At 42.9% G+C, this 22,960-nt stretch carries 15 protein-coding genes, 15 tRNA genes and 3 rRNA genes; 4 read left to right on the forward strand and 29 right to left on the reverse strand.

The features are described from left to right. Window positions 1-27: 27 nt before the first annotated feature. Window positions 28-780, reverse strand: a complete 753-nt coding sequence (gene fabI, locus EQJ87_RS04245; protein ID WP_130123491.1) for an enoyl-ACP reductase FabI — start codon at window positions 778-780, stop codon at window positions 28-30. A gap of 208 nt (window positions 781-988) precedes the next feature. Between fabI and fabZ the strand changes: the two genes are divergently transcribed. Then, window positions 989-1,444, forward strand: a complete 456-nt coding sequence (gene fabZ, locus EQJ87_RS04250; protein WP_130123492.1) for a 3-hydroxyacyl-ACP dehydratase FabZ — start codon at window positions 989-991, stop codon at window positions 1,442-1,444. Window positions 1,445-1,671: 227 nt separating this feature from the next. Here fabZ and EQJ87_RS04255 read toward each other — a convergent pair whose 3' ends face one another. From EQJ87_RS04255 to EQJ87_RS04270, 4 genes are all read right to left on the reverse strand, one after another. Next, on the reverse strand, window positions 1,672-2,490 hold the full coding sequence (locus tag EQJ87_RS04255; protein WP_190289042.1) for a transporter substrate-binding domain-containing protein: 819 nt from the start codon (window positions 2,488-2,490) through the stop codon (window positions 1,672-1,674). A gap of 185 nt (window positions 2,491-2,675) precedes the next feature. Then, window positions 2,676-4,754, reverse strand: a complete 2,079-nt coding sequence (gene uvrB, locus EQJ87_RS04260; protein WP_130123493.1) for an excinuclease ABC subunit UvrB — start codon at window positions 4,752-4,754, stop codon at window positions 2,676-2,678. A 2-nt stretch (window positions 4,755-4,756) separates the two neighbouring features. Next, window positions 4,757-5,392: a hypothetical protein gene (locus tag EQJ87_RS04265; RefSeq protein WP_130123494.1), complete on the reverse strand. Its 636-nt coding sequence runs from the start codon at window positions 5,390-5,392 to the stop codon at window positions 4,757-4,759. A gap of 24 nt (window positions 5,393-5,416) precedes the next feature. Next, complete coding sequence (locus EQJ87_RS04270; RefSeq protein ID WP_130123495.1) at window positions 5,417-5,872, reverse strand: RNA pyrophosphohydrolase; 456 nt, start codon at window positions 5,870-5,872, stop codon at window positions 5,417-5,419. Window positions 5,873-6,168: 296 nt separating this feature from the next. On the opposite strand from EQJ87_RS04270, the gene def reads away from it, so the two are divergent. Beyond that, window positions 6,169-6,804 carry a peptide deformylase gene (def, locus tag EQJ87_RS04275; protein WP_130123496.1) on the forward strand — a complete coding sequence of 212 codons (636 nt, stop codon included), beginning with the start codon at window positions 6,169-6,171 and terminating at the stop codon, window positions 6,802-6,804. A 146-nt stretch (window positions 6,805-6,950) separates the two neighbouring features. On the opposite strand, the gene EQJ87_RS04280 is transcribed toward def, so the two are convergent. Then, entirely contained in the window at window positions 6,951-7,289 is a 339-nt protein-coding gene (locus tag EQJ87_RS04280) for a nuclear transport factor 2 family protein (protein WP_130123497.1), read from the reverse strand. A gap of 101 nt (window positions 7,290-7,390) precedes the next feature. On the opposite strand from EQJ87_RS04280, the gene EQJ87_RS04285 reads away from it, so the two are divergent. Then, a complete protein-coding gene (locus EQJ87_RS04285) occupies window positions 7,391-7,729 on the forward strand; it encodes a winged helix-turn-helix transcriptional regulator (protein WP_130123498.1) in 339 nt (112 codons plus the stop codon). A gap of 34 nt (window positions 7,730-7,763) precedes the next feature. On the opposite strand, the gene gap is transcribed toward EQJ87_RS04285, so the two are convergent. Then, window positions 7,764-8,777, reverse strand: a complete 1,014-nt coding sequence (gene gap / locus EQJ87_RS04290; RefSeq protein ID WP_130123499.1) for a type I glyceraldehyde-3-phosphate dehydrogenase — start codon at window positions 8,775-8,777, stop codon at window positions 7,764-7,766. Between the two features lie 171 nt (window positions 8,778-8,948). Here gap and EQJ87_RS04295 point away from each other — a divergent pair, with 171 nt between their 5' ends. Continuing rightward, a complete protein-coding gene (locus EQJ87_RS04295) occupies window positions 8,949-9,419 on the forward strand; it encodes an Rrf2 family transcriptional regulator (protein ID WP_130123500.1) in 471 nt (156 codons plus the stop codon). Between the two features lie 63 nt (window positions 9,420-9,482). On the opposite strand, the gene EQJ87_RS04300 is transcribed toward EQJ87_RS04295, so the two are convergent. The 22 genes from EQJ87_RS04300 to EQJ87_RS04405 form a co-directional block, all read right to left on the reverse strand. Then, complete coding sequence (locus EQJ87_RS04300) at window positions 9,483-9,866, reverse strand: PepSY domain-containing protein (RefSeq protein WP_190289043.1); 384 nt, start codon at window positions 9,864-9,866, stop codon at window positions 9,483-9,485. 141 nt (window positions 9,867-10,007) lie between these two features. Next, a complete protein-coding gene (locus EQJ87_RS04305; RefSeq protein ID WP_130123502.1) occupies window positions 10,008-12,266 on the reverse strand; it encodes an ATP-dependent Clp protease ATP-binding subunit in 2,259 nt (752 codons plus the stop codon). Between the two features lie 307 nt (window positions 12,267-12,573). Beyond that, a complete protein-coding gene (gene rpoD / locus EQJ87_RS04310; protein ID WP_130123503.1) occupies window positions 12,574-13,917 on the reverse strand; it encodes an RNA polymerase sigma factor RpoD in 1,344 nt (447 codons plus the stop codon). Between the two features lie 108 nt (window positions 13,918-14,025). Continuing rightward, a complete protein-coding gene (gene dnaG, locus EQJ87_RS04315) occupies window positions 14,026-15,942 on the reverse strand; it encodes a DNA primase (RefSeq protein WP_130123504.1) in 1,917 nt (638 codons plus the stop codon). A gap of 152 nt (window positions 15,943-16,094) precedes the next feature. Then, window positions 16,095-16,182: transfer RNA gene (locus tag EQJ87_RS04320), tRNA-Ser, on the reverse strand. A 41-nt stretch (window positions 16,183-16,223) separates the two neighbouring features. Beyond that, window positions 16,224-16,297: transfer RNA gene (locus EQJ87_RS04325), tRNA-Ile, on the reverse strand. A 13-nt stretch (window positions 16,298-16,310) separates the two neighbouring features. After that, window positions 16,311-16,381 (reverse strand) — tRNA-Gly (locus EQJ87_RS04330). A gap of 18 nt (window positions 16,382-16,399) precedes the next feature. Then, window positions 16,400-16,472 (reverse strand) — tRNA-Phe (locus EQJ87_RS04335). Between the two features lie 5 nt (window positions 16,473-16,477). After that, window positions 16,478-16,551, reverse strand: a tRNA-Ile gene (locus EQJ87_RS04340). A gap of 13 nt (window positions 16,552-16,564) precedes the next feature. After that, window positions 16,565-16,638, reverse strand: a tRNA-Met gene (locus EQJ87_RS04345). A 38-nt stretch (window positions 16,639-16,676) separates the two neighbouring features. Beyond that, window positions 16,677-16,750, reverse strand: a tRNA-Pro gene (locus EQJ87_RS04350). Between the two features lie 5 nt (window positions 16,751-16,755). Then, window positions 16,756-16,829: transfer RNA gene (locus EQJ87_RS04355), tRNA-Arg, on the reverse strand. Window positions 16,830-16,867: 38 nt separating this feature from the next. After that, window positions 16,868-16,939: transfer RNA gene (locus EQJ87_RS04360), tRNA-Gly, on the reverse strand. Window positions 16,940-16,963: 24 nt separating this feature from the next. After that, a tRNA-Thr gene (locus tag EQJ87_RS04365) sits at window positions 16,964-17,036 on the reverse strand. Between the two features lie 52 nt (window positions 17,037-17,088). Next, window positions 17,089-17,170 (reverse strand) — tRNA-Leu (locus EQJ87_RS04370). A gap of 8 nt (window positions 17,171-17,178) precedes the next feature. After that, window positions 17,179-17,251 (reverse strand) — tRNA-Lys (locus EQJ87_RS04375). A gap of 73 nt (window positions 17,252-17,324) precedes the next feature. After that, a tRNA-Asp gene (locus tag EQJ87_RS04380) sits at window positions 17,325-17,397 on the reverse strand. A 30-nt stretch (window positions 17,398-17,427) separates the two neighbouring features. Then, window positions 17,428-17,500 (reverse strand) — tRNA-Val (locus tag EQJ87_RS04385). Between the two features lie 4 nt (window positions 17,501-17,504). Continuing rightward, window positions 17,505-17,620, reverse strand: a 5S ribosomal RNA gene (rrf, locus tag EQJ87_RS04390). Window positions 17,621-17,702: 82 nt separating this feature from the next. After that, window positions 17,703-20,601: ribosomal RNA gene (locus EQJ87_RS04395) — 23S ribosomal RNA — on the reverse strand. Between the two features lie 138 nt (window positions 20,602-20,739). Continuing rightward, window positions 20,740-20,812 (reverse strand) — tRNA-Ala (locus EQJ87_RS04400). A 93-nt stretch (window positions 20,813-20,905) separates the two neighbouring features. Beyond that, window positions 20,906-22,452: ribosomal RNA gene (locus EQJ87_RS04405) — 16S ribosomal RNA — on the reverse strand. Together the 16S, 23S and 5S rRNA genes with 15 tRNA genes alongside form the textbook arrangement of a ribosomal RNA operon. Between the last annotated feature and the right edge of the window lie 508 nt (window positions 22,453-22,960).

The following is a 22,960-nucleotide window of genomic DNA, read 5'->3' on the forward strand; positions in this document are numbered from 1 at the left end:
AATTTCCGTCAGTATTTTTTCTGTTTTTTAAGTCAAATGAACGCCTTTGTCAACATAAACAATGTCGCCAATGACACCTGAGGCAAGTGGGCTAACGAGGAAGGCTGCGGTTTGTCCGACTTCTTCAATCGTTACACCAACACCGTCAGCTGTACGGCTGTCAGATTCTTTGATCAAATCTTTGTAGCCGGATACACCAGATACAGCAAGTGTTTTGATGGCACCAGCTGAGATTCCGTTGACGTGAACACCAACGTGAGCCATTTCAGCTGCCAAGTAACGAACAGTCGCTTCAAGGGCCGCTTTAGCAATTCCCATCACGTTGTAGTTAGGAATCGCACGAACTGATCCCATGTAAGTCAATGTCACGATACCAGCGCCTTTGTTAAGCAATGGTTTTGCAGCTTTTGAAACAGCAAGCAAGCTGTATGAAGAGATGTCTTGTGCAAGTGCGTAGCCATCACGTGAAATGTCAGAAACATTTCCGCCAAGTTCTTCTTTTTTCGAATAAGCCACAGCGTGAACAAGTCCGTCGATTTTGCCAACGCGTGCTTCGATTGTCGCAAACGCACGGCGGATTGATTCATCAGAAACAACGTCACATTCAATGAGCAAATCTTCTGGTTCAGCCAATTTTGCCAATTGTTTTTCCATACGCTCGTTTTGATAAGTATAAATCAATGTTGCGCCTTGGTCTTTCATCGCTTTTGCACATCCCCAAGCAATTGATTTATTGTTGGCAACGCCCATAATGACGATTTTTTTACCTTCTAAAAACATAAATAAAATAAGTCCTTTTCTTTAATTTAATAAAAAAGTTGACACTTTCACAAGAAATTGGTACTATAATTGTAAAAGGTTTTGTATATCAAAATACATGATACATAAAATTTTAACTTAAAAATGCTGAACTGTCAAGTTAGAATCCAAGACTCACGGATAGCCTCGGCGCTTCAAATGATTTTTGAAAGAAGAAAAGGAACAAAAAATGACTCAAAAATATGCTATGACTGCTACTGAGGTGATGGAAGTCATCCCGAACCGCTATCCAATCATGTTTATCGACTATGTTGATGAAATTTCTGAAAATAAAATCTTGGCCACAAAAAATGTGACAATTAACGAAGAAGTTTTCAATGGTCATTTTCCCGGAAACCCAACTTTCCCTGGTGTATTGATTTTAGAAGCCCTTGCGCAAGCTGGTTCAATCTTGATTCTTAAAAAAGAAGAATTTCAAGGTAAAATGGCTTATATCGGTGGAATTGACAAAGCGAAATTCCGTCAAAAAGTCACTCCAGGTGATGTGATGAAGCTCGAATTTGAAATCACAAAATTCCGTGGTAAAGTCGGAACGGCTGAGGCTGCAGCTTATGTTGATGGCAAAAAAGTAACCACTTGCCAATTCACTTTCATCGTTGACGAAGCAGCTTCTCAAACAAAATAATACAAGAAAAATCACTGACGAAAACATTTTTCAAGTTTCGTCAGTGATTTTTTTATTTTTTAAAGTAAATAAGTTACGTCAGCATTTTCTCTAGCACTGACGCCAAAAGTTCAGTTGCGTCAGTATTTTTTCTGTCGCTGACGCCAAAAGTTCAGTTACGTCAGCATTTTCTCTGTCGCTGACGCCAAAAGTTCAGTTGCGTCAGTATTTTCCCTCGGGCGCCAGTCTTATTTATTGTTCTCTTTTGAGAGATCATAGTTTTTTTGGATATTTTTGGCCATTGTGCCATCTTTCAACTCTGCTTTGATAACGGAATTGATGGTTTTTGTCAATTCTGTTGAGCCTTTGGCCGAGGCAACTGCGTAACCATAACTGTCAGCTTTTGGCGTTGTTACCTCCAGTTTAGAAATGGCCAAGTCGGGATTTCCTGCCACATAGGCCTTGGCAATCAAATTTTCAATGACAGCACCTTGAACCTGTCCGCCCTTGACTTCATTGATTTCATCGCCAATTTGTGGAAGACCAATTTCTGTTGCACCTGTAAATTGGCCGCTGACGATTCCCTCTTGAACAGAACCTTTTTGTGCTGCAATTTTTTTGCCTTTAAAATCAGACAAAGACGTATATTTATTCAAATCAGATTTTTTGACCACCAAATAATTGCTTGGTGTATAATAAACCTCAGAAAAATTCACACTTTTTTCACGAGAAGGTTTCTTTGTAATCCCAGAAATTGCAATATCCGCTTTGCCCGAACTCAAACTGGTCAAAACATTATTAAAATCCATCGCTTCAATCTTGACTTTGACGCCCAACTTCTTACCAATTGCGTTGGCTAAATCAACGTCCGAACCGACCACCGTATTTTTGCCATTTTTAATCATTTGAAATTCAAAGGGTGGATAATCTGGCGATAAAGCCACCTTCAAAACACCTGCTTTTTTTACTTTATCGACCTGATTTTGCGCATTTCCGTTGCCACAAGCTGCCAAAGTTGCGACAGCTGCCAAACCAACCAAACCTAAACTCATTTTCTTCACGTTCATGATTACACCTCTTTTATAAATTGAATAAGTATAATTATACACTCTTGTTTTTATTTGTCAAGAATTTATTTATATTTATTTAAAAAAGTGCTGTTTTTTTCTAAAAAATGCACTAAAACGCCTTTTCACAAAATAAAAATTCACTTTGAAGAGTGAATTTTTATTTATCTTATTCAATTTTGTTTTTAGTCCATCGCGCGTAATTCTAAGACCATGTCCCGCAATTGAGCTGCACCTTCGAAATCAAGCGCAGCGGCAGCTTGTTGCATTTCTTTCTCCAATTTTGCGACCAATTGTTTGCGTTCTTTTTTATTCATTGCGCTAGCATCAACTTCTTCCACTTCTCCAGAGTCCGTTTTCTTCGTGATTGCAATCAAATCACGGATTTCCTTCTTAATGGTTTGGGGAATGATGCCGTGTTTTTCATTATAAGCCTTTTGAATCTCACGTCGGCGGGCTGTTTCATCAATGGCGTGCTTCATCGAGCGCGTAATCTTATATTTTTCGCCCTCGTATTCTGTATAATAGCCACTATCCAAAATTTCCTTATCCGCAGGGTCATTTTCATCCAGTGCTTTTGCCATATCTGAGTAGAGAATAACGTGTCCTTCAGAGTTCCGCGCCGCACGACCGATGGTCTGAATCAGCCCGCGCTCATTGCGCAAGAATCCTTCCTTATCCGCATCCAAAATGGCCACCAAAGAGACTTCAGGCACGTCAATTCCTTCACGCAGCAGGTTAATTCCGACCAGCACATCAAATACGCCCAACCGCAAATCACGGATGATCTCCGTCCGCTCAAGGGTTTTAATGTCCGAGTGCATATATTTGACCTTGATGCCCATTTCCTTGAAATAGGCGGTCAAATCTTCGGACATTTTCTTGGTCAAGGTCGTCACAAAGACCCGCTCATTTTTCTCAGCCCGCTTATTGATTTCACCAACCAAGTCGTCAATTTGTCCCATCATCGGACGGACTTCCACCACAGGATCCAATAGACCTGTCGGACGAATGATTTGCTCAACAATGGTGTCAGTTTGCTCCATTTCATAGTCGCCAGGTGTTGCTGAAACGTAAATGATCTGGTGGACATGACTTTCAAATTCTTCTCGTTTTAAAGGACGGTTATCTAGCGCTGAAGGCAAGCGAAAGCCGTAGTTACAGAGCATTTCTTTGCGCGCTCTGTCGCCGTTATACATTCCCTTGACTTGCCCCATGGTCATGTGGGACTCGTCAATCATAATCATGAAATCATCAGGGAAGAAATCAAGCAGCGTATAAGGTGGCTCCCCCTCAGAACGACCATCCATGTGGCGCGAATAGTTTTCGACCCCGTTGCAATAGCCCATCTCACGAAGCATTTCGATGTCGTAGTTGGTGCGTTGTTCCAAGCGCTGTGCTTCAAGGAGTTTGCCTTCTGAGCGGAAAACTTTCAGCTGTTCTTCAAGTTCTGCCTCGATTTTGGCAATGGATTCTTCCATACGTTCGTCATTGGTCATGAAGTGCGTTGCTGGGAAAATGGCCAAATGATCCACTTCGCTTAAAACTTGCCCTGTCAAAACTTCAATTTCACGAATGCGGTCAATTTCATCACCGAAAAATTCTACACGAAAAGCGTGTTCATCGCGAGAAGCAGGGAAAATTTCCACCACATCGCCCCGTACACGAAAACGCCCGCGCTGAAAGTCAATATCATTGCGCTCAAATTGAATACCGACCAAATCATTTAATAATTTATCTCGGGAAATTTCTTGACCAGGACGTAGGGAAACGACTGAATCTTGATATTCTTTGGGTGAACCCAAACCGTAAATGCAGGAAACCGAAGCCACAACAATCACATCATTGCGCTCCAAAAGGCTTGATGTTGCTGAATGGCGCAGTTTATCGATTTCGTCATTGACCGAGCTGTCTTTTTCAATATAGGTATCAGAAGACGGCACGTAGGCTTCGGGTTGGTAGTAGTCATAGTAGGACACGAAATACTCAACGGCATTGTTGGGGAAAAATTCCTTGAACTCGCTGTAAAGCTGACCGGCTAGGGTCTTGTTGTGCGCCATGACGAGGGTGGGCTTTCCTGTGCGGGCGATGACTTGGCTCATGGTGTAGGTTTTCCCTGTCCCTGTCGCTCCGCGCAAGATTTGGGCTTTTTCACCGTTTTCGATGTTGTCAACCAGCTGCTCAATGGCCTCGCCTTGGTCACCAGCGGGGTCGTATTTGCTGACTAACTCAAATTTGTTGGTTGTGATTCTTTCTATTGGCATAGTTACTCCTCTAGTTCTACTTGGATATCTTTGAGCAAAGCTTCCATCGTGTGAAAATTATGGTGCTTTGCTGAAATAGTCGGCTTTAATTTGCCTTCTTTAGGGTTTTTATTCTGGTTATCAAAGAGATTGGACACGTCAAAAATTTCATTCGGAGGAAATTTAAAATCAACAAAACGGCACCAAAATTCCTTTAATTTATCTGCTAATGTGTGAGCTTGATTTGCGAGTAACAGCTCTTTTTGAGCTTGTGCTTGTTCAATGGCTTCCAAATAATACCGTTTGCGAATCTCAGTCACACCATAATTGGTATAGAATGTTCCTGTGGTCTTGTTTCGTCGTTGGTATTTTTCAACCGTACTTACGCAACGAAATTCTGTACCGTCCAAGATTGGATTTTTATGATTTTTTTGTAATTCAACAAAGAGATTGAGATGATCCAGTTCAATTGAACCATTGATAAGAGCTGGTCTAAGCGTGATTTGCACGAAATTTCGTCCGTCTTTGTGTTGCTTCTCCCACTGATTGATGATTGTCCCTTTAACAGACACTTTCCGCCCGACTAAGTTTCTCAGATTTCGGTCTTGACTGCGCCCTTTTTCTGGCTTCAATCCGTGATATTTATCTTTGTCTTTCACTAATTTTGCCTCTAGTCAAAAAATTTAACTTTTCCCAATATAACTTTCAAAATAATCCAGCGCTTGCTGATAGACTTCGTTTTTAAAGCCAAAGTCCATTTGACGAATTTCGGAAAGATCCAGCCATTTGTAGGTGGAAAACTCGATTTCGTCGGGTTTGCTTTCGAGGTCTATCTGAGCATTTTCATGCAGTTTGACGAGGAAATAATGTTGTTCTTGTCCTTTATAAGTCCACGTCGGGAAGGTCAGATGGCTTGGAAAATCGTATTTTAGAGTGTGGGGGCATTTGGCAAGAAGGTCAAAGTCTCGGGTGCCGATTTCCTCACGTAGTTCGCGTTGGATAGCTTCTTCTGGCTTTTCTCCTGCTTCGATACCGCCTTGAGGAAAACCCCAGGCTAAGCCATCTGAGCGCTTGCCGAGCCAGATTTTATTTTCTTGGTTGAGGATGAGGGCGGCCACGTTTTGTCTATATGGATTCATTGTTTTGATGGACTCCTTGAAAGCTTTTCGGGCTTTGAGTTTGTTTTTGCTTTCGATAGTTAAATCGTATTTTGGAATTTCGGGGACTTATGCAAGCTGAACCAGCCAGATTTGCCTCTTTTTATTGACAATACTGCTCGCTAGGCTCTGAGCTTATTTTCGTCAGCAAATTCTCCGAAATTTTACTGACGAAAAGACGCCAATAAACTTTTAATTTAATTTTACCATTTTCGTCAGCAAAAATATGCTATAATTAACCTATATTCACAAAAAAGAAAAGGAAGTTTTATTTACCAATGAATCCTGATGAAATTCAACAAAATTTGATTAAAGCCAGCCGTATGATTACGATGGATGATATTATCCGTGAGGGTTATCCTACTTTGCGCGAGGTTGCTGCTGATGTGACTTTGCCTTTGTCTGATGAGGATATCATCTTGGGCGAAAAAATGTTGCAATTTTTGCATCATTCCCAAGATCCTGTCATGGCTGAAAAGCTGGGTCTGCGCGGCGGCGTTGGGCTGGCAGCTAATCAATTGGGCTTGCTCAAAAAAGTCATTGCCGTTTTGATTCCAAATGACGTTGAAATTGATGATGAAGGCAATGAAGTTGCGCCTAAAGAAGCTTACAAGATGCGCGAAATCATGTATAATCCGAAAATCGTAAGCCATTCTGTCCAAGATGCTGCGGTTGAGGGCGGCGAAGGCTGTCTGTCTGTTGACCGCGAAGTGCCTGGCTACGTGGTGCGTCACGCGCGCGTCACTGTCGAATACGTCAATAAAGATGGCGAAAAGAAAAAAATCCGTCTCAAAGATTTTCCAGCGATTTGTGTCCAACACGAGATTGACCACATCAACGGCATCATGTTTTACGATCACATCAACATGAACGCCCCTTGGGAAATCAAAGAAGGCATGATTATCGTCAAATAAACCAGAGAATTTGCTGACGTAATTAAAAAAGAACAAAAAACTTACTGACGAAAGTTTTTCAGCTCAGTCCTTTGCCTTTTCAGGGCAAGGGCTAGGCAGGGAAACGCGTCAGTAAGTTTTTTTATTTTCGTCAGTATTTTCTCTGGCTAAATGCTCTCACTTATTTTTACTATTAACTTGATAATTTTCTTATTTTGAAAAACTGCTGTATCTACACCTTTCAAAGCAAAAAGTTGACCCGTAGAACGTCGTCCAGCAACTACCCAATCCACTTGACTTGCCGATGCATCAAAAAGGTGGTGCAATTCAACATTTCTATCAAAAAATGTCCTGAAAAACTGCCGAATGTCTGTTACCACTTGACCATTCGTTATAATTCTGGCATCTTTTGAGAATAAAGCCAATAACTTTTCAAAATCTTGAACATTTTTCCCTGCACTGTCAGATAGTTCAAAATAACTCTTCAATAGTTCTGCTTCTTTCATTTTTTACCTCCATCTTCTAGTCTATTCTTAAACTCAAATCCAATCAAGTGAAAAAAAGTATACCTCTTGTTTCTTAAAAACATTTGGTTTATAATAAAAAAATGAACGCTGTCAACTCAAGTCATCTTCATCATGAATTTTGTCCGTTAGATACAACAATAAAAATAATCTCAGGACGCTGGAAATCAATCATTCTTTGTCGACTGAAGGATCAATCACTCCATTTTAATGAACTGAGTCGCCAAATTCCCGAATGCACTCGGCGAATGCTTGCTTTGCAACTCAAAGAATTAGTGAATGATGGAATTCTTCTTAGAGTTATTGACGGGCAAAAAATTTCCTATCAACTTTCTCCCCTTGGTCATCGCCTCCTACCGATTCTTTTGGAAATGAACGATTGGGGAAAAACATACCTGATGCAAAAAAAATCCAGTTTGTAGGTAAACTGGATTTTTCGTCAGTATTTTCTCTGGCTTATTTCGCAAGTTTGGCAAAATATTCCAAAGTCCGAATCAATTGAGCGGTGAAACTCATTTCATTATCGTACCAAGCGACCGTCTTGACCAGATAAGTATCGCCAAAGTGAGTGACTTCGGTTTGTGTGGCATCAAAGACGGAGCCATGTGTGTCGCCAATGATATCAGAGCTTACGATTTCATCTTCGTTGTAGGCAAAGCTTTCTGTGCTGTATTTCTTCATCGCCGCATTGACTTCATCAGCAGTGACTGGCTTTTTCACCACGGAAACCAATTCTGTCAGCGAACCTGTTGGTGTAGCTACACGTTGAGCATGACCTTTCAAACGACCACTAAGTTCTGGAAGAACCAGACCAATTGCTTTAGCAGCACCTGATGAAGTAGGAACAGTGTTGATTGCTGCCGCTCTTGCCCGACGGAAATTTCCTTTAGGATGAGGGCCGTCCAGTATCATTTGATCGCCTGTATAGCTGTGAATAGTGGTCATTGTCCCCACCTCAATACCAAACTCTTTATTCAAGGCATTAGCCATCGGAGCAAGACAGTTTGTTGTACATGAACCGGGGCTGATGACTGTTTCTGTGCCGTCCAAAATCTCATGGTTAACATTGTAGACAACAGTTTTGACGTCATTACCCCCAGGAGCCGTGATGATAACTTTTTTAGCACCGCCATTTGCGTGCAAATGTTTTTCCGCTTTTTCCCGTGTCGCAAAGAACCCTGTCGCTTCTAATACAATCTCAACGCCAGAGGCTGCCCAGTCAATCTTTTCAGGATCACGTTCTTGGGTGACTTTGATAAATTTTCCATTAACCAAAAATCCTCCATCAGCCACTTCAATGGTTCCGTCAAATGTCCCTTGTGTACTGTCATATTTGAGCAAATGTGCCAACATCGCAGGATCTGTCAAATCATTGACCGCAACAATCTCCACACCTTCCACATTTTGCGCACGTCGTAAAGCCAAACGTCCGATGCGCCCAAAACCATTGATACCAACTTTAACTACCATGATGTAGTCCTCCATTTTTTCTATTTAGATGAGTTTTTTCTCTTTTTCTGCTATAATAAAATAAAGTTAATTATAGTTATTAGAGACAACTCTTATCTCTAATATAGATAATACGCCTTTTTCTTGACCTTGTCAATAGTTACCCATTAAAATTTAGATCAGGAGCTACCTATGAAACTCTCTTCCGGCTGGGAACAGTCTGTTTACGTCTTATTAATTTTGGCAAGACTTCCCGAAAATCGTACCATGAGTTCGATTGCCCTTGCCAACCGCCTCAAAGTTTCACCCTCTTACCTCAAAAAAATCATCAAATCCCTCGTTGATGAAGGGCTTCTGCGCTCAACCCCTGGAAAAAATGGTGGTTTTTCACTCAATAAAGCCCTCCAAGACATCAGTTTTTATGATGTTTTCTTAGCGATCGAAGGTCGCGGACGCATTTTTCAAAGTCAAGGTCTTTTGCAAAATTTCATCGGCGAAGAAGCTGGAAAAGCCAAGCGCTGTGCCATTACCAATGCCCTGGATGAGATTGAAAACACCCTTGTCAGCACACTTACCAACGTTTCCTTAGCCCAAGTCGCCCAAGAAACGCAGTACAACTACAATCTCGGCTATCTTGACGAATGGATTGACCAAATCGACTAAGAAAAAATACTGACGCATTTTCCTGTAAGAATCCGTCAGTATTTTTTCTTATTATTTTCTTATTTAATCATTTAAATCTCTCTCAAATTTAATAATTTGACCTGTTTGTGCATCAATCTGATACTCAATCACCTGATTTTTCCAGTGATATTCTAACTCCCAAACGCGTTGACCGCCGTCAGAATCAAGGTCTGCATCACGTGTAAAAGTCGCTTCAATTCCTCTTTCACGCAAGTCATTTTCCGCAATTTCACGCGCTTCAGCTAAACTCATTGTCCTTTCTTGGGAAGTCGTTTGCCTCTCTCCATCCGCTTCCACCCTATTAATTCGGCTCTCATGAACACCCAGCACACTCAACAAATCCCAACTGTGCGCAGTCATATAACCGCCAGCCCAGCCAAGCATCACTCCCAGCGCAACAAGCACCAAAGCTTTGATAATTTTCATCTTGCCTCTCCATTCTCTTTTTATTCTCATTTCATTATAACAAATTAAAAATAGATTAAAAAATGATATAGAAAACTTACCGACTAATCCGTCAGTAAGTTTTCTCATTTTCGTCAGCAATTTCTCTCACTGACGAATAAATTACTCCGCTGCAATTTCTTCGTCAGTCGTTTCAGCTGGTTCTTGCGCATGATTTGAAATCACAATCTTGTCATCAATCAAATCAGCCACCAAGTCCTTGTGTTCAGGATGTTCAATATAGAAATCCGCAATAGGATCTTCAATATTTTCTTGAATTGTACGGCGTAAAGGCCGTGCACCCATCGCCGGATCATAGCCCAAATCAACCAATTTTTCCTTAGCAGCCTGCGTCACATCCAGATGAATTTCATTTCGACCAATTTGTTCATTCACGTCAGCCAACATCAAATCGACAATTTTCAACAGATTTTCCTTACTCAACGCTGAAAATTCAATGATGCCATCAAAACGATTCATAAACTCAGGACTAAAGAAATCGCCCAATTGACCAAGCACAGATTTTGTTCGTCCTTCACGCGCCGCACCAAAACCAACATTGGCTTCGACTTTGCCCGTTCCAGCATTAGACGTCATGATAATCAAACTATCTTTAAACGACACCGTGCGCCCTTGCGCATCCGTCAAACGTCCGTCCTCAAGAATCTGCAAGAACATATGCATCACATCAGGATGCGCTTTTTCAATCTCATCCAGCAAAATCAAACTGTAAGGATTCCGACGCACTCGTTCTGTCAATTGCCCCGCTTCTTCATAGCCCACATAGCCAGGAGGCGCCCCAATGAGTTTTGCCACAGAATGTTTTTCCATGTATTCACTCATATCAAAACGAATCATGCTCTCACTTGAGCCGAAAAGTTCATTGGCAAGCTGTTTGGCAAGCTCCGTTTTACCAACCCCCGTTGGCCCAACAAAGAGGAAAGAACCGATTGGACGATTAGGTTTACCAAGCCCCACACGAGAACGACGAATGGCCTTAGCAATCTTATCCACCGCTTCATCCTGACCAATGACATGAGCTTTCAAGTCTCCCGCCAAATTGATCAATTGGGTCTGTTCTTTTTCCTTCAAATCACCCACAGGAATCTGTGTTTTTTGCTCAACAATTTGCTCAATATCCTTCTCCGTGATAATTGGCATCTCATCATCAGAAACTTCATGATTTTGAAGTTCCCTTAATTTAGCGATTTGATCACGGAAATGTGCAGCCTTTTCAAAATCCTCAGCACGTGTCGCTTCAGCTTTTTGCTGTTCCGCCTGATCAATCCGTCGACTAATATCTTCAGGATCAACAAATTTAAGGGTTAAATTTTTCTTAGAACCAGACTCATCCAAGAGGTCAATCGCCTTATCAGGCAAGAAACGATCTTGAATATACCGATTTGACAAATGCGCTGCCGCTTCAATCGCCGCATCCGTATATTTCACATGATGATAGTCTTCATAACGCGGCTGAATCCCGCGTAAAATCGTAATGGTTTCCTCAACAGAAGGTTCATCAACCTTAACAGGTTGCATCCGCCGTTCAAGCGCCGCATCCTTTTCAATGATCCGATATTCATTAAGCGTTGTCGCTCCAACCAATTGCAGTTCACCACGCGCCAGCGCTGGTTTCAAAATATTTCCAGCGTCCATATTGCCGTCACCAGCAGAACCTGCCCCGACAATCTCATGAATTTCATCAATGAACATAATGACATCATTACGTTTTCTGATTTCATCCATCAATTTTTGCATCCGTTCTTCAAATTGACCCCGAATCCCTGTGCCCTGCACTAAAGAAACCACATCAAGACGAATCACATCCTTATTTTGCAATTTTTGTGGCACATCACCGTCAACAATTTTTTGGGCCAAGCCTTCAACAACAGCAGTCTTACCCACACCAGGCTCACCAATCAAAACCGGATTATTTTTCGTCCGACGATTGAGAATTTCAATGACTCGTGTAATTTCTTCATCTCGACCAATCACGGGATCAATTTCACCACGCCGCGCCGAATCTGTCACATTGATTCCAAACTCTTCCAACATTCCCTTAGGTTGTTTACTTCGAGGATTTTGCGGTCCCCGAGGACCACGTCCACCAGTTTGCGTTGGTGGTGTTGGATTTTTAGCCGAACCCGGCCCATTTGGAAAATCTTGACCATGCAAAGCATTGAAAATATCGTTAAACGGATTGAAAGGTTCATCTGCATTTCCATTATTTGAATTTGCCCCTGCACCAAACAAAGCTTCTTGACCGCCGGATTTCATAATTTGATAACAATTTTGGCAAAGATCAATTTGCTTTTTTTGACCATTCACACTCGTGTAAAGGTGAATAGTTGATTCGTTAATATTACAATTCTGACAAAGCATCGCTTTCCTCCTTTTAATTTTCAATAGTAAATTTTACGCTAAAGTTCCTTCAAATCACCAGAAATTCTAACCTAAAATCAGGTTCAACTCCGATGTAATCCTTTTTATCACAAAGCAATTGTACCATTTACTTTTATTTTACATCAAATTGAAAGAATCAATAAATCATACCTCGTCTTTAAAATAAAAAGTTTGACCAAATTTGACCATTGATAAATTTATTATAATCATTTTCCAATAAATTAGCAAGTCTTTTGATTTTTTGTAAGAAAAAAACTTACTGATAAACAATCAGTAAGTTTTTATATTACATGAAATCACGTAGTGGTTTTGAACGACGTGGGTGACGCAATTTTTTGATTGCTTTGGCTTCGATTTGACGAATCCGCTCACGTGTTACTTTGAACTGTTTGCCGACATCTTCCAAAGTGTGCATCCGTCCATCATCAAGACCAAAACGCATCCGCAAGACATTTTCTTCACGGTCAGTAAGTGTATCCATTACTTCATCCAATTGCTCACGCAAAAGCACGCGGTTAGTGTAATCTACTGGTGATTCAATCACATCGTCTTCAATGAAATCACCCAAATGTGAGTCATCTTCTTCACCGATAGGTGTTTCAAGCGATACTGGTTCTTGTGCAATTTTCAGCACTTCACGCACTTTATCTGGTGCCATGTGCAATTCTTTTCCGATTTCTTCTGGTGAAGGATCGCGTCCTAAATCTTGCAAAAGATTACGTTGTACCCGAATGAGTTTATTGATTGTTTCAACCATATGCACTGGAATACGAATCGTACGCGCTTGGTCAGCAATGGCACGTGTAATGGCTTGACGAATCCACCATGTCGCATAAGTAGAGAATTTGAAACCTTTCGTGTGGTCAAACTTGTCTACAGCTTTCATCAAGCCCATATTTCCTTCTTGAATCAAATCCAAAAATTGCATTCCGCGTCCAGAATAACGCTTCGCAATAGAAACAACCAAACGCAAATTGGCTTCGGCAAGCATTTGCTTAGCAAATTCAGCTTCTTCGCCACCCGCAATAATCGCTTCTGCAAGTTTTGTTTCTTCATCAAGTGAAATCAATGGATAACGTCCAATTTCTTTAAGATACATCCGGACAGGATCATCAATACGAACATTTGTAACGATTTCATCCATGGCCGTATCAGAAACTTCTTCTTGTTCCACTTCATCAGTCACAAGCGCAAGAGGACTTGGATTCCCGTCTTTATCAACAATCGAAATCCCAGCATCTTGAATTTGCTTGAATAAATCTTCAAGTGAATCATCAACAATACCAAATTTCACTGAGAGCTCATCCATGATTTCGACATCAAGCGCTTCACCAAGTGGTTTGCGTTTAGCAATATAATCCTTGACTGCTTTTTCAAAAGCTTTCATGTCAAAAATATCGCCATTTTCCTTCACTTCAACTTTCGCCAGAGTCCCAGCCGTTGCCATTTTTTCCACAACTACAGGTTTGACACCCAAAGCATCGAGAAGTCGGCGTTCTTCACCAGGTCCAACAGAACTGGAGTGTGATTTTACAAGTAAGCCAATTTCTTGCGCTTTCTCTACTAACAATCGGTTTTGAACTCCTGTTTCCTTCGCAATTTGACTAATTCTTTTCTTATTTCCTGCCAATTCAACCCTCCTCAATGGTTACCTTTACTGACGAAACTTTTTTTACAAATTCGTCAGTAAATTTTACTGATGAATCCTTCCAACAAGCTTGTCAGCAATAGAAAAATATCATAATTTTTTCTTTTGATTTATAATTTTTAGTGTTAATTCCAGCTCGCGTTCCTTATTCCCAGATTTTTGGGCAACCTCAAGCTGCTGGAATAACTCTTCAAATTTTATTTGTTCCATTTCTTTAGAAAAAACGGAAACTAAGTCGTTGATTTCCTGACTTGATGCTGCTTCGGGTAAATCTAAACTAATGATTTGATAAAATAAGCCTCGCTCCTCATCTGATAACTCAGCTGCCAAATGTGTTTCATCAATTTGCTCATAAGCCATTGCCTCTAGCAAAATTTTATCAAATAAATCTTGATAGCGCTTATGCACAAAACGAAAATTCTCGTCTTCGGCAAACTTTTTCAAAACAGCTGAATGATAAATCATCCGATGAAGCAATTGCTCCTCTGCGCGTTCCGAGCGAGACAACTGAGGAAGCGAGGGAAGCTGTTGCATTCCTTGGGAAAGCGTTGATTTCTGCCCCTGGGCAACAGGCTGAACAAGTTCATCAAAGTATGATCCGTCAAAGCTCGAAGGCATTGACTTTTCTAACTGATCAAAATCAATTTCGTCAGCAAAAGCGTTGACCACATTTGACTCAGAGAAATTGCTGACGGAATTTTCGTCAGTAATTTTCATATTCTCCCGCCGCGAATTTACAGCACGCTCCACTTGATTATACTCGAAATCAGGCAAAATCTCAACTAATTTCCTTATGTAAGCATCCTGAGCTGTAATTGACGGCACGCGTGTAATCATTGGTGCGATCTGTTCAATGAAGTCTAACTGCACCTGCAAATTACTCAAATTAGCCGGCCGTAGAAAATCAATTAAAAACTCAATGGGCTGAATGCGTCCAGATTCCATCAGCGTCGCTAGACTCGCTGATCCGTAAGTTTTAGAGTACTCATCTGGGTCAAGCCCTTCAGGTATTTTTACAATCTGAACTTTTTCTTCACCAATCAGACTCAAAGCTTTGTGAATTGCATTTTGTCCCGCTGAATCGCCATCATAAACTAATACGAAATTTTTAGCAATTTGTTTCAACCGCCGGACGTGTTTTTCCGTCAAAGCTGTTCCCATAGAAGCAACTGCATTGTTAATGCCTGATTTATAAGCCGCAATAACATCCATAAAGCCTTCCATCAGATAAACTTCCCGCTGTTTAGCAATCGTCGCTCTAGCCTTATCTAAATTCCAAAGCTCATAAGACTTATCAAAAATTGTCGTCGCCGAAGTGTTCACATATTTCGCCTTCGCCTCATCATTTTCCTGCCATTTACGTCCAGAAAAACCAATCGTTTGCCCATACTCATTTGTAATAGGGAACATAATTCGATTGATAAAAGCATCAAATACCTTCCGATTAGAAAAATGAAAAAGACCCGAAGTGGCAAGAACTTCTTCTTCAAACTTACTTGATAAATTTTTGTAAATAAAGTCATCTTCTTCTGGCGCCAAACCAATATTAAAGTTCTTGATTAGCTCCGCGGAAATACCCCTTTGCGCAAGATATTCACGAGCACGTTCGCCTAATTCTGTGGACATCAGTAGCGTATTATATAAACGAGCAGCCTGATTGTGAATCTCATACAAGGGTGAATTAGGATGATCATCTCTACTTTTTTGTTCATCTAAATCGAGTTGAACACCAGCAAAATCAGCCAATTCCTTAATTGCATCAACAAAGCCAATCTGCTTATATTCCTTTAAAAATTCAATTGCATCCCCAGACTTACCACAACCAAAACAATGATAAAATCCTTTTTCGGCATTTACATTGAAAGAAGGCGTCTTTTCCCCATGAAATGGGCAAAGCCCCAGAAAATTTTTCCCATTTCTCGACAAGGCAACATACTGCGAAATTAAATCCGCAATATTCACAGCCCCTTTAAGTTCGTTAACTTGTTCAGTACTTAAAACAGCCATCTTCCGCTCCTTTCTAAACTCAATTAACAACATTTATTACTGGTCAAATAATGCAGATTTAACCAGTGCCATACCATTCAGAGACTCACACCTCCTAAAATACATTTCTTTAAAGTCCAAAAGACGCCTATTAACCAATAGACGTCAAACAAAGGGGGGTAAGGGATTCGAACCCTCGCGCCGGTTTCCCGACCTAACGATTTAGCAAACCGTCCTCTTCAGCCTCTTGAGTAACCCCCCACAGGCTTATTAACAATGAATAGATACCAATGTACCCATTATGGGAATTCCAGGATTCGAACCTGGGACCCCTGCGTTATCAACACAGTGCTCTAACCAACTGAGCTAAACTCCCAAAATATAAATAAAGCGGATGACGAGAATCGAACTCGCGTAGCCAGCTTGGAAGGCTGGGGTTCTACCATTAAACTACATCCGCATAGCTCTTAAGCTACTATGGCGCGAGACGGAATCGAACCGCCGACACATGGAGCTTCAATCCATTGCTCTACCAACTGAGCTACCGAGCCAAAGATGGATCTTGCTGGACTCGAACCAGCGACCGATCGGTTATGAGCCGATAGCTCTAACCAACTGAGCTAAAGATCCAGCTGATAAATTATAGCGGCGAAGGGGATCGAACCCCCGACCTCTCGGGTATGAACCGAACGCTCTAGCCAGCTGAGCTACACCGCCATTTTGACAATTAAGTCAAAGTAAGAAAATCTTACTAATCGGGAAGACAGGATTCGAACCTGCGACACCTTGGTCCCAAACCAAGTACTCTACCAAGCTGAGCTACTTCCCGTTATATGCAAGCGGTAGGATTCGAACCTACAACCGCCTGATTCGTAGTCAGGTACTCTATCCAGTTGAGCCACGCCTGCAATATAACAATAAATATTTAAACTAGAAGTTCTAGTTAAGCGAACGACGAGATTCGAACTCGCGACCCCAACCATGGCAAGGTTGTGTTCTACCCCTGAACTACGTTCGCAATACCTTTTCTGTCTTTCGACAATGCCGACTACATGATTCGAACACGCGACCCTCTGATTACAAATCAGATGCTCTACCAACTGAGCTAAGTCGGCTCATTGGATTTCCTCGTCCCATTCTCAAGAATGAAACCAGTAATACCTAAGATGCGGATGAAGGGACTTGAACCCCCACGCCGTTAAGCGCTAGATCCTAAATCTAGTGCGTCTGCCAATTCCGCCACATCCGCTAGGATTATGACCCGTGCTGGGCTCGAACCAGCGACCCTTTGATTAAAAGTCAAATGCTCTACCAACTGAGCTAACGAGTCTATTGTTCACAAGAAATATTCTATTTCTTGCATAGCCTATCTCTAACTGCTAAAGCACTAAGAGCTACGCTAACGGTTCCGACGGGAATCGAACCCGCGATCTTCGCCGTGACAGGGCGACGTGATAACCGCTACACTACGGAACCTTTTTTTCAATTAAAGGCTGAAACAACCTATGGGAGTTAACGGGATCGAACCGCTGACCCTCTGCTTGTAAGGCAGATGCTCTCCCAGCTGAGCTAAACTCCCATAAACTTGGCCACGAGCCTATCTCCCAGGGGGCAACCCCCAAGTACTTCCGCCGTAGATGGACTTAACTGCTGTGTTCGACATGGGAACAGGTGTATCTCCATCACTATGATGACCAAATCTTTAAATGTTACTTTGAACATTCAAAACTAAATAACACTTCTTCTAACGCTTAACCTTAAGCTTTTTATATTTGACTCTTTTGGTAAAGTCCTCGAGCGATTAGTACTGGTCCGCTACACCCCTCACAGGGCTTCCACTTCCAGCCTATCTACCAGATCATCTCTCTGGGCTCTTAATTCTTACGAATGGGTAATCTCATCTTGAGGTGGGCTTCGCACTTAGATGCTTTCAGCGCTTATCCCTTCCCTACATAGCTATCCAGCCGTGCCTCTGGCGAGACAACTGGTACACCAGCGGTAAGTCCATCCCGGTCCTCTCGTACTAAGGACAGATCCTCTCAAATTACCTACGCCCGCGACGGATAGGGACCGAACTGTCTCACGACGTTCTGAACCCAGCTCGCGTGCCGCTTTAATGGGCGAACAGCCCAACCCTTGGGACCGACTACAGCCCCAGGATGCGACGAGCCGACATCGAGGTGCCAAACCTCCCCGTCGATGTGAACTCTTGGGGGAGATAAGCCTGTTATCCCCAGGGTAGCTTTTATCCGTTGAGCGATGGCCCTTCCATGCGGTACCACCGGATCACTAAGTCCTAGTTTCCTACCTGCTCGAGTTGTAGCTCTCGCAGTCAAGCTGGCTTTTACCTTTACACTCTACGATTGATTTCCAACCAATCTGAGCCAACCTTTGAGCGCCTCCGTTACTCTTTAGGAGGCGACCGCCCCAGTCAAACTGTCCGTCAGACACTGTCTCCCTGGCCGATTATGCCAGCGGGTTAGAGTAACCATAAGTCAAGGGTAGTATCCCAACAGCGCCTCAATCAAAACTAGCGTCCTGATTTCAATGGCTCCTACCTATCCTGTACATGACTTACAGGTACTCAATATCAAACTACAGTAAAGCTCCATGGGGTCTTTCCGTCCTGTCGCGGGTAACCTGCATCTTCACAGGTACTAAAATTTCACCGAGTCTCTCGTTGAGACAGTGCCCAAATCATTACGCCTTTCGTGCGGGTCGGAACTTACCCGACAAGGAATTTCGCTACCTTAGGACCGTTATAGTTACGGCCGCCGTTTACTGGGGCTTCAATTCAGTGCTTCGCTTACGCTAACACCTCCTCTTAACCTTCCAGCACCGGGCAGGCGTCACCCCCTATACATCACCTTGCGGTTTAGCAGAGAGCTGTGTTTTTGATAAACAGTTGCTTGGGCCTATTCACTGCGGCTGGCTGTTACACCAGCACCCCTTCTCCCGAAGTTACGGGGCTATTTTGCCGAGTTCCTTAACGAGAGTTCTCTCGATCACCTGAGGCTACTCGCCTCGACTACCTGTGTCGGTTTGCGGTACGGGTAGATATGACTTTACGCTAGAAGCTTTTCTTGGCAGTGTGACATCACGGAGTTCGCAACCGTAGTTGCTTCCCCATCACAGCTCAATGTTAGAGAAACATGCATTTGACACATCTCACACCTCACTGCTTAGACCAGAATCCATTAACTGGCATCCGTTAGCCTACTGCGTCCCTCCATCACGATCATATCTAGTACTGGAATATCAACCAGTTGTCCATCGACTACGCCTTTCGGCCTCGCCTTAGGTCCCGACTAACCCAGGGCGGACGAGCCTTCCCCTGGAAACCTTAGTCTTACGGTGGATAAGATTCTCACTTATCTTGCGCTACTCATACCGGCATTCTCACTTCTTAACGCTCCAGCACTCCTCACGGTATACCTTCATCGCGGTTAAGAACGCTCTCCTACCATTGATTTAAAATCAATCCAAAGCTTCGGTAATATGTTTAGCCCCGGTACATTTTCGGCGCAGGGTCACTCGACTAGTGAGCTATTACGCACTCTTTGAATGATAGCTGCTTCTGAGCTAACATCCTAGTTGTCTGTGCAACCCCACATCCTTTTCCACTTAACATATATTTTGGGACCTTAGCTGTTGGTCTGGGCTGTTTCCCTTTCGACTACGGATCTTAGCACTCGCAGTCTGACTGCCGAACATGTGTATTAGCATTCGGAGTTTATCTGAGATTGGTAATCCGAGATGGACCCCTCACCCAAACAGTGCTCTACCTCCAATACACTTACATTTCGACGCTAGCCCTAAAGCTATTTCGGAGAGAACCAGCTATCTCCCAGTTCGTTTGGAATTTCTCCGCTATCCACAAGTCATCCAAACACTTTTCAACGTGTCCTGGTTCGGGCCTCCAGTGTGTCTTACCACACCTTCACCCTGCTCATGGATAGGTCACTAGGTTTCGGGTCTACATCATGATACTAAAGCGCCCTATTCAGACTCGCTTTCGCTACGGCTCCGTCTCTTCAACTTAACCTCGCATCATAACATAACTCGCCGGTTCATTCTACAAAAGGCACGCTCTCACCCATTAACGGGCTCGAACTTCTTGTAGGCACACGGTTTCAGGTGCTATTTCACTCCCCTCACGGGGTTCTTTTCACCTTTCCCTCACGGTACTGGTTCACTATCGGTCACTAAGGAGTATTTAGGGTTGGGAGATGGTCCTCCCGGATTCAAACTGGATTTCGCGTGTCCAGCCCTACTCAGGATACTGCTAGGTATAAGCGCTATTTCGTCTACGGGATTATTACCCTCTTTGATTAACCTTCCCAGGTTATTCGACTATAATGCTTAAGTCCACGTTGCAGTCCTACAACCCCAAGAAGCAAGCTTCTTGGTTTGCCCTTCTTCGCGTTCGCTCGCCGCTACTTACGAAATCGTTTTTACTTTCTCTTCCTGCAGGTACTTAGATGTTTCAGTTCTCTGCGTTACCTTCACGTAAGCTATGTATTCACTTACGGATAACTGCTAGTAGCAGCTGGGTTTCCCCATTCGGAGACCGAGGGATCAATGCGTACTTACTGCTCCCCCTCGAATATCGTCGTTAGTCACGTCCTTCTTCGGCTCTTAGTGCCAAGGCATCCACCGTGCGCCCTTATTAACTTTGCCATGATGAATTTAATCATCTTTTTTCAAGTATAAGTTTGTAAATTCTTTAAAATTCACAGCTTTTGGTTTATTTTATCGTTATTAGATATTGTTATTTAGTTTTCAATGTTCAAGTGATTTTAACGTCTTGTCTGACAATGGAGCCTAGCGGGATCGAACCGCTGACCTCCTGCGTGCAAAGCAGGCGCTCTCCCAGCTGAGCTAAGGCCCCACAATCAAGAAATTGATTCTTGTATAGGTTTTCTACTAAACCCCTCAAAACTGAATAAAGTTGAATGCTCACGTCTTTGTATATATTCCTTAGAAAGGAGGTGATCCAGCCGCACCTTCCGATACGGCTACCTTGTTACGACTTCACCCCAGTCATCGGTCTTACCTTAGGTAGCGCCCTCCTTGCGGTTAGGCAACCAACTTCGGGTACTCCCAACTCCCGTGGTGTGACGGGCGGTGTGTACAAGGCCCGGGAACGTATTCACCGCGGCGTGCTGATCCGCGATTACTAGCGATTCCGACTTCATGTAGGCGAGTTGCAGCCTACAATCCGAACTGAGAATGGTTTTAAGAGATTAGCTAAACATCACTGTCTCGCGACTCGTTGTACCATCCATTGTAGCACGTGTGTAGCCCAGGTCATAAGGGGCATGATGATTTGACGTCATCCCCACCTTCCTCCGGTTTATCACCGGCAGTCTCGTTAGAGTGCCCAACTTAATGATGGCAACTAACAATAGGGGTTGCGCTCGTTGCGGGACTTAACCCAACATCTCACGACACGAGCTGACGACAACCATGCACCACCTGTATCCCGTGTCCCGAAGGAACTTCCTATCTCTAGGAATAGCACGAGTATGTCAAGACCTGGTAAGGTTCTTCGCGTTGCTTCGAATTAAACCACATGCTCCACCGCTTGTGCGGGCCCCCGTCAATTCCTTTGAGTTTCAACCTTGCGGTCGTACTCCCCAGGCGGAGTGCTTATTGCGTTAGCTGCGATACAGAGAACTTATAGCTCCCTACATCTAGCACTCATCGTTTACGGCGTGGACTACCAGGGTATCTAATCCTGTTTGCTCCCCACGCTTTCGAGCCTCAGTGTCAGTTACAGGCCAGAGAGCCGCTTTCGCCACCGGTGTTCCTCCATATATCTACGCATTTCACCGCTACACATGGAATTCCACTCTCCTCTCCTGCACTCAAGTCTACCAGTTTCCAATGCATACAATGGTTGAGCCACTGCCTTTTACACCAGACTTAATAAACCACCTGCGCTCGCTTTACGCCCAATAAATCCGGACAACGCTCGGGACCTACGTATTACCGCGGCTGCTGGCACGTAGTTAGCCGTCCCTTTCTGGTGAGATACCGTCACACGAGGAGCTTTCCACTCTCCTCGTCGTTCTTCTCTCACAACAGAGTTTTACGATCCGAAAACCTTCTTCACTCACGCGGCGTTGCTCGGTCAGACTTTCGTCCATTGCCGAAGATTCCCTACTGCTGCCTCCCGTAGGAGTTTGGGCCGTGTCTCAGTCCCAATGTGGCCGATCACCCTCTCAGGTCGGCTATGTATCATCGCCTTGGTGAGCCTTTACCTCACCAACTAGCTAATACAACGCGGGATCATCTTTGAGTGAAACAATTGTTTCTTTCAAGCTTAGAACATGTGTCCCTAGCTGTTATGCGGTATTAGCATTCGTTTCCAAATGTTGTCCCCCGCTCAAAGGCAGATTTCCCACGCGTTACTCACCCGTTCGCTGCTCTTTGGTTTAGTGCAAGCACCAAACCGCATCGCTCAACTTGCATGTATTAGGCACGCCGCCAGCGTTCGTCCTGAGCCAGGATCAAACTCTCAAATAAAGTATTTAAGTCACACTAATGTGACTGGCTTGTCTTTCATTATTGATTGACAGATTTTTTGATGTCTTTCGACATCACATGAGTCATTCTTCTTTATTCAGTTTTCAATGGTCTAGCTCGCTTCAAGACCCTCGTCTCTTGCGACAACTATTATATTCTATCAAACCCCCTCCCTTTGTCAAGGATTAAATGTGATTTTTGAATGTTTTTTCATCAGAGTGTTCGTAAACCGCGTGGTTGTTGGGTTTTTAAGTAGCTATACTTTTACTATAGAAAATAAATCCTTGATCATTAATCAGGGATTTCATTATTTGTTAGTATAAAGAAATTGGTACTTTACCTATTACGGTTTTTCCAAAAGAAGAATTGGATAAGTTGTTAAGCATTTAGAAAGAAGAGTTTGAATTTAAAGAAATGTCTTTTAGTACTATTCGAATACCAATTCATTTTGACAAAATATGGAAAAAGTCGTCCGAATAATTGACAGCTAAAATAGTAAACGGAATGG

Source organism: Lactococcus sp. S-13 (assembly GCF_004210295.1).
GTDB lineage: Bacteria > Bacillota > Bacilli > Lactobacillales > Streptococcaceae > Lactococcus.

Excerpts from the sequence above, each read along its gene's own strand:
- fabZ (WP_130123492.1), top strand. The coding sequence starts at position 989 with ATGACTCAAAAATATGCTATGACTGCTACTGAGGTGATGGAAGTCATC.
- EQJ87_RS04295 (WP_130123500.1), top strand. The coding sequence starts at position 8,949 with ATGAAACTCTCTTCCGGCTGGGAACAGTCTGTTTACGTCTTATTAATT.
- gap (WP_130123499.1), bottom strand. The coding sequence starts at position 8,777 with ATGGTAGTTAAAGTTGGTATCAATGGTTTTGGGCGCATCGGACGTTTG.
- EQJ87_RS04285 (WP_130123498.1), top strand. The coding sequence starts at position 7,391 with ATGAACGCTGTCAACTCAAGTCATCTTCATCATGAATTTTGTCCGTTA.
- EQJ87_RS04255 (WP_190289042.1), bottom strand. The coding sequence starts at position 2,490 with ATGAACGTGAAGAAAATGAGTTTAGGTTTGGTTGGTTTGGCAGCTGTC.
- dnaG (WP_130123504.1), bottom strand. The coding sequence starts at position 15,942 with ATGGCTGTTTTAAGTACTGAACAAGTTAACGAACTTAAAGGGGCTGTG.
- EQJ87_RS04280 (WP_130123497.1), bottom strand. The coding sequence starts at position 7,289 with ATGAAAGAAGCAGAACTATTGAAGAGTTATTTTGAACTATCTGACAGT.
- EQJ87_RS04305 (WP_130123502.1), bottom strand. The coding sequence starts at position 12,266 with ATGCTTTGTCAGAATTGTAATATTAACGAATCAACTATTCACCTTTAC.
- def (WP_130123496.1), top strand. The coding sequence starts at position 6,169 with ATGAATCCTGATGAAATTCAACAAAATTTGATTAAAGCCAGCCGTATG.
- EQJ87_RS04270 (WP_130123495.1), bottom strand. The coding sequence starts at position 5,872 with ATGAATCCATATAGACAAAACGTGGCCGCCCTCATCCTCAACCAAGAA.
- uvrB (WP_130123493.1), bottom strand. The coding sequence starts at position 4,754 with ATGCCAATAGAAAGAATCACAACCAACAAATTTGAGTTAGTCAGCAAA.
- EQJ87_RS04300 (WP_190289043.1), bottom strand. The coding sequence starts at position 9,866 with ATGAAAATTATCAAAGCTTTGGTGCTTGTTGCGCTGGGAGTGATGCTT.
- fabI (WP_130123491.1), bottom strand. The coding sequence starts at position 780 with ATGTTTTTAGAAGGTAAAAAAATCGTCATTATGGGCGTTGCCAACAAT.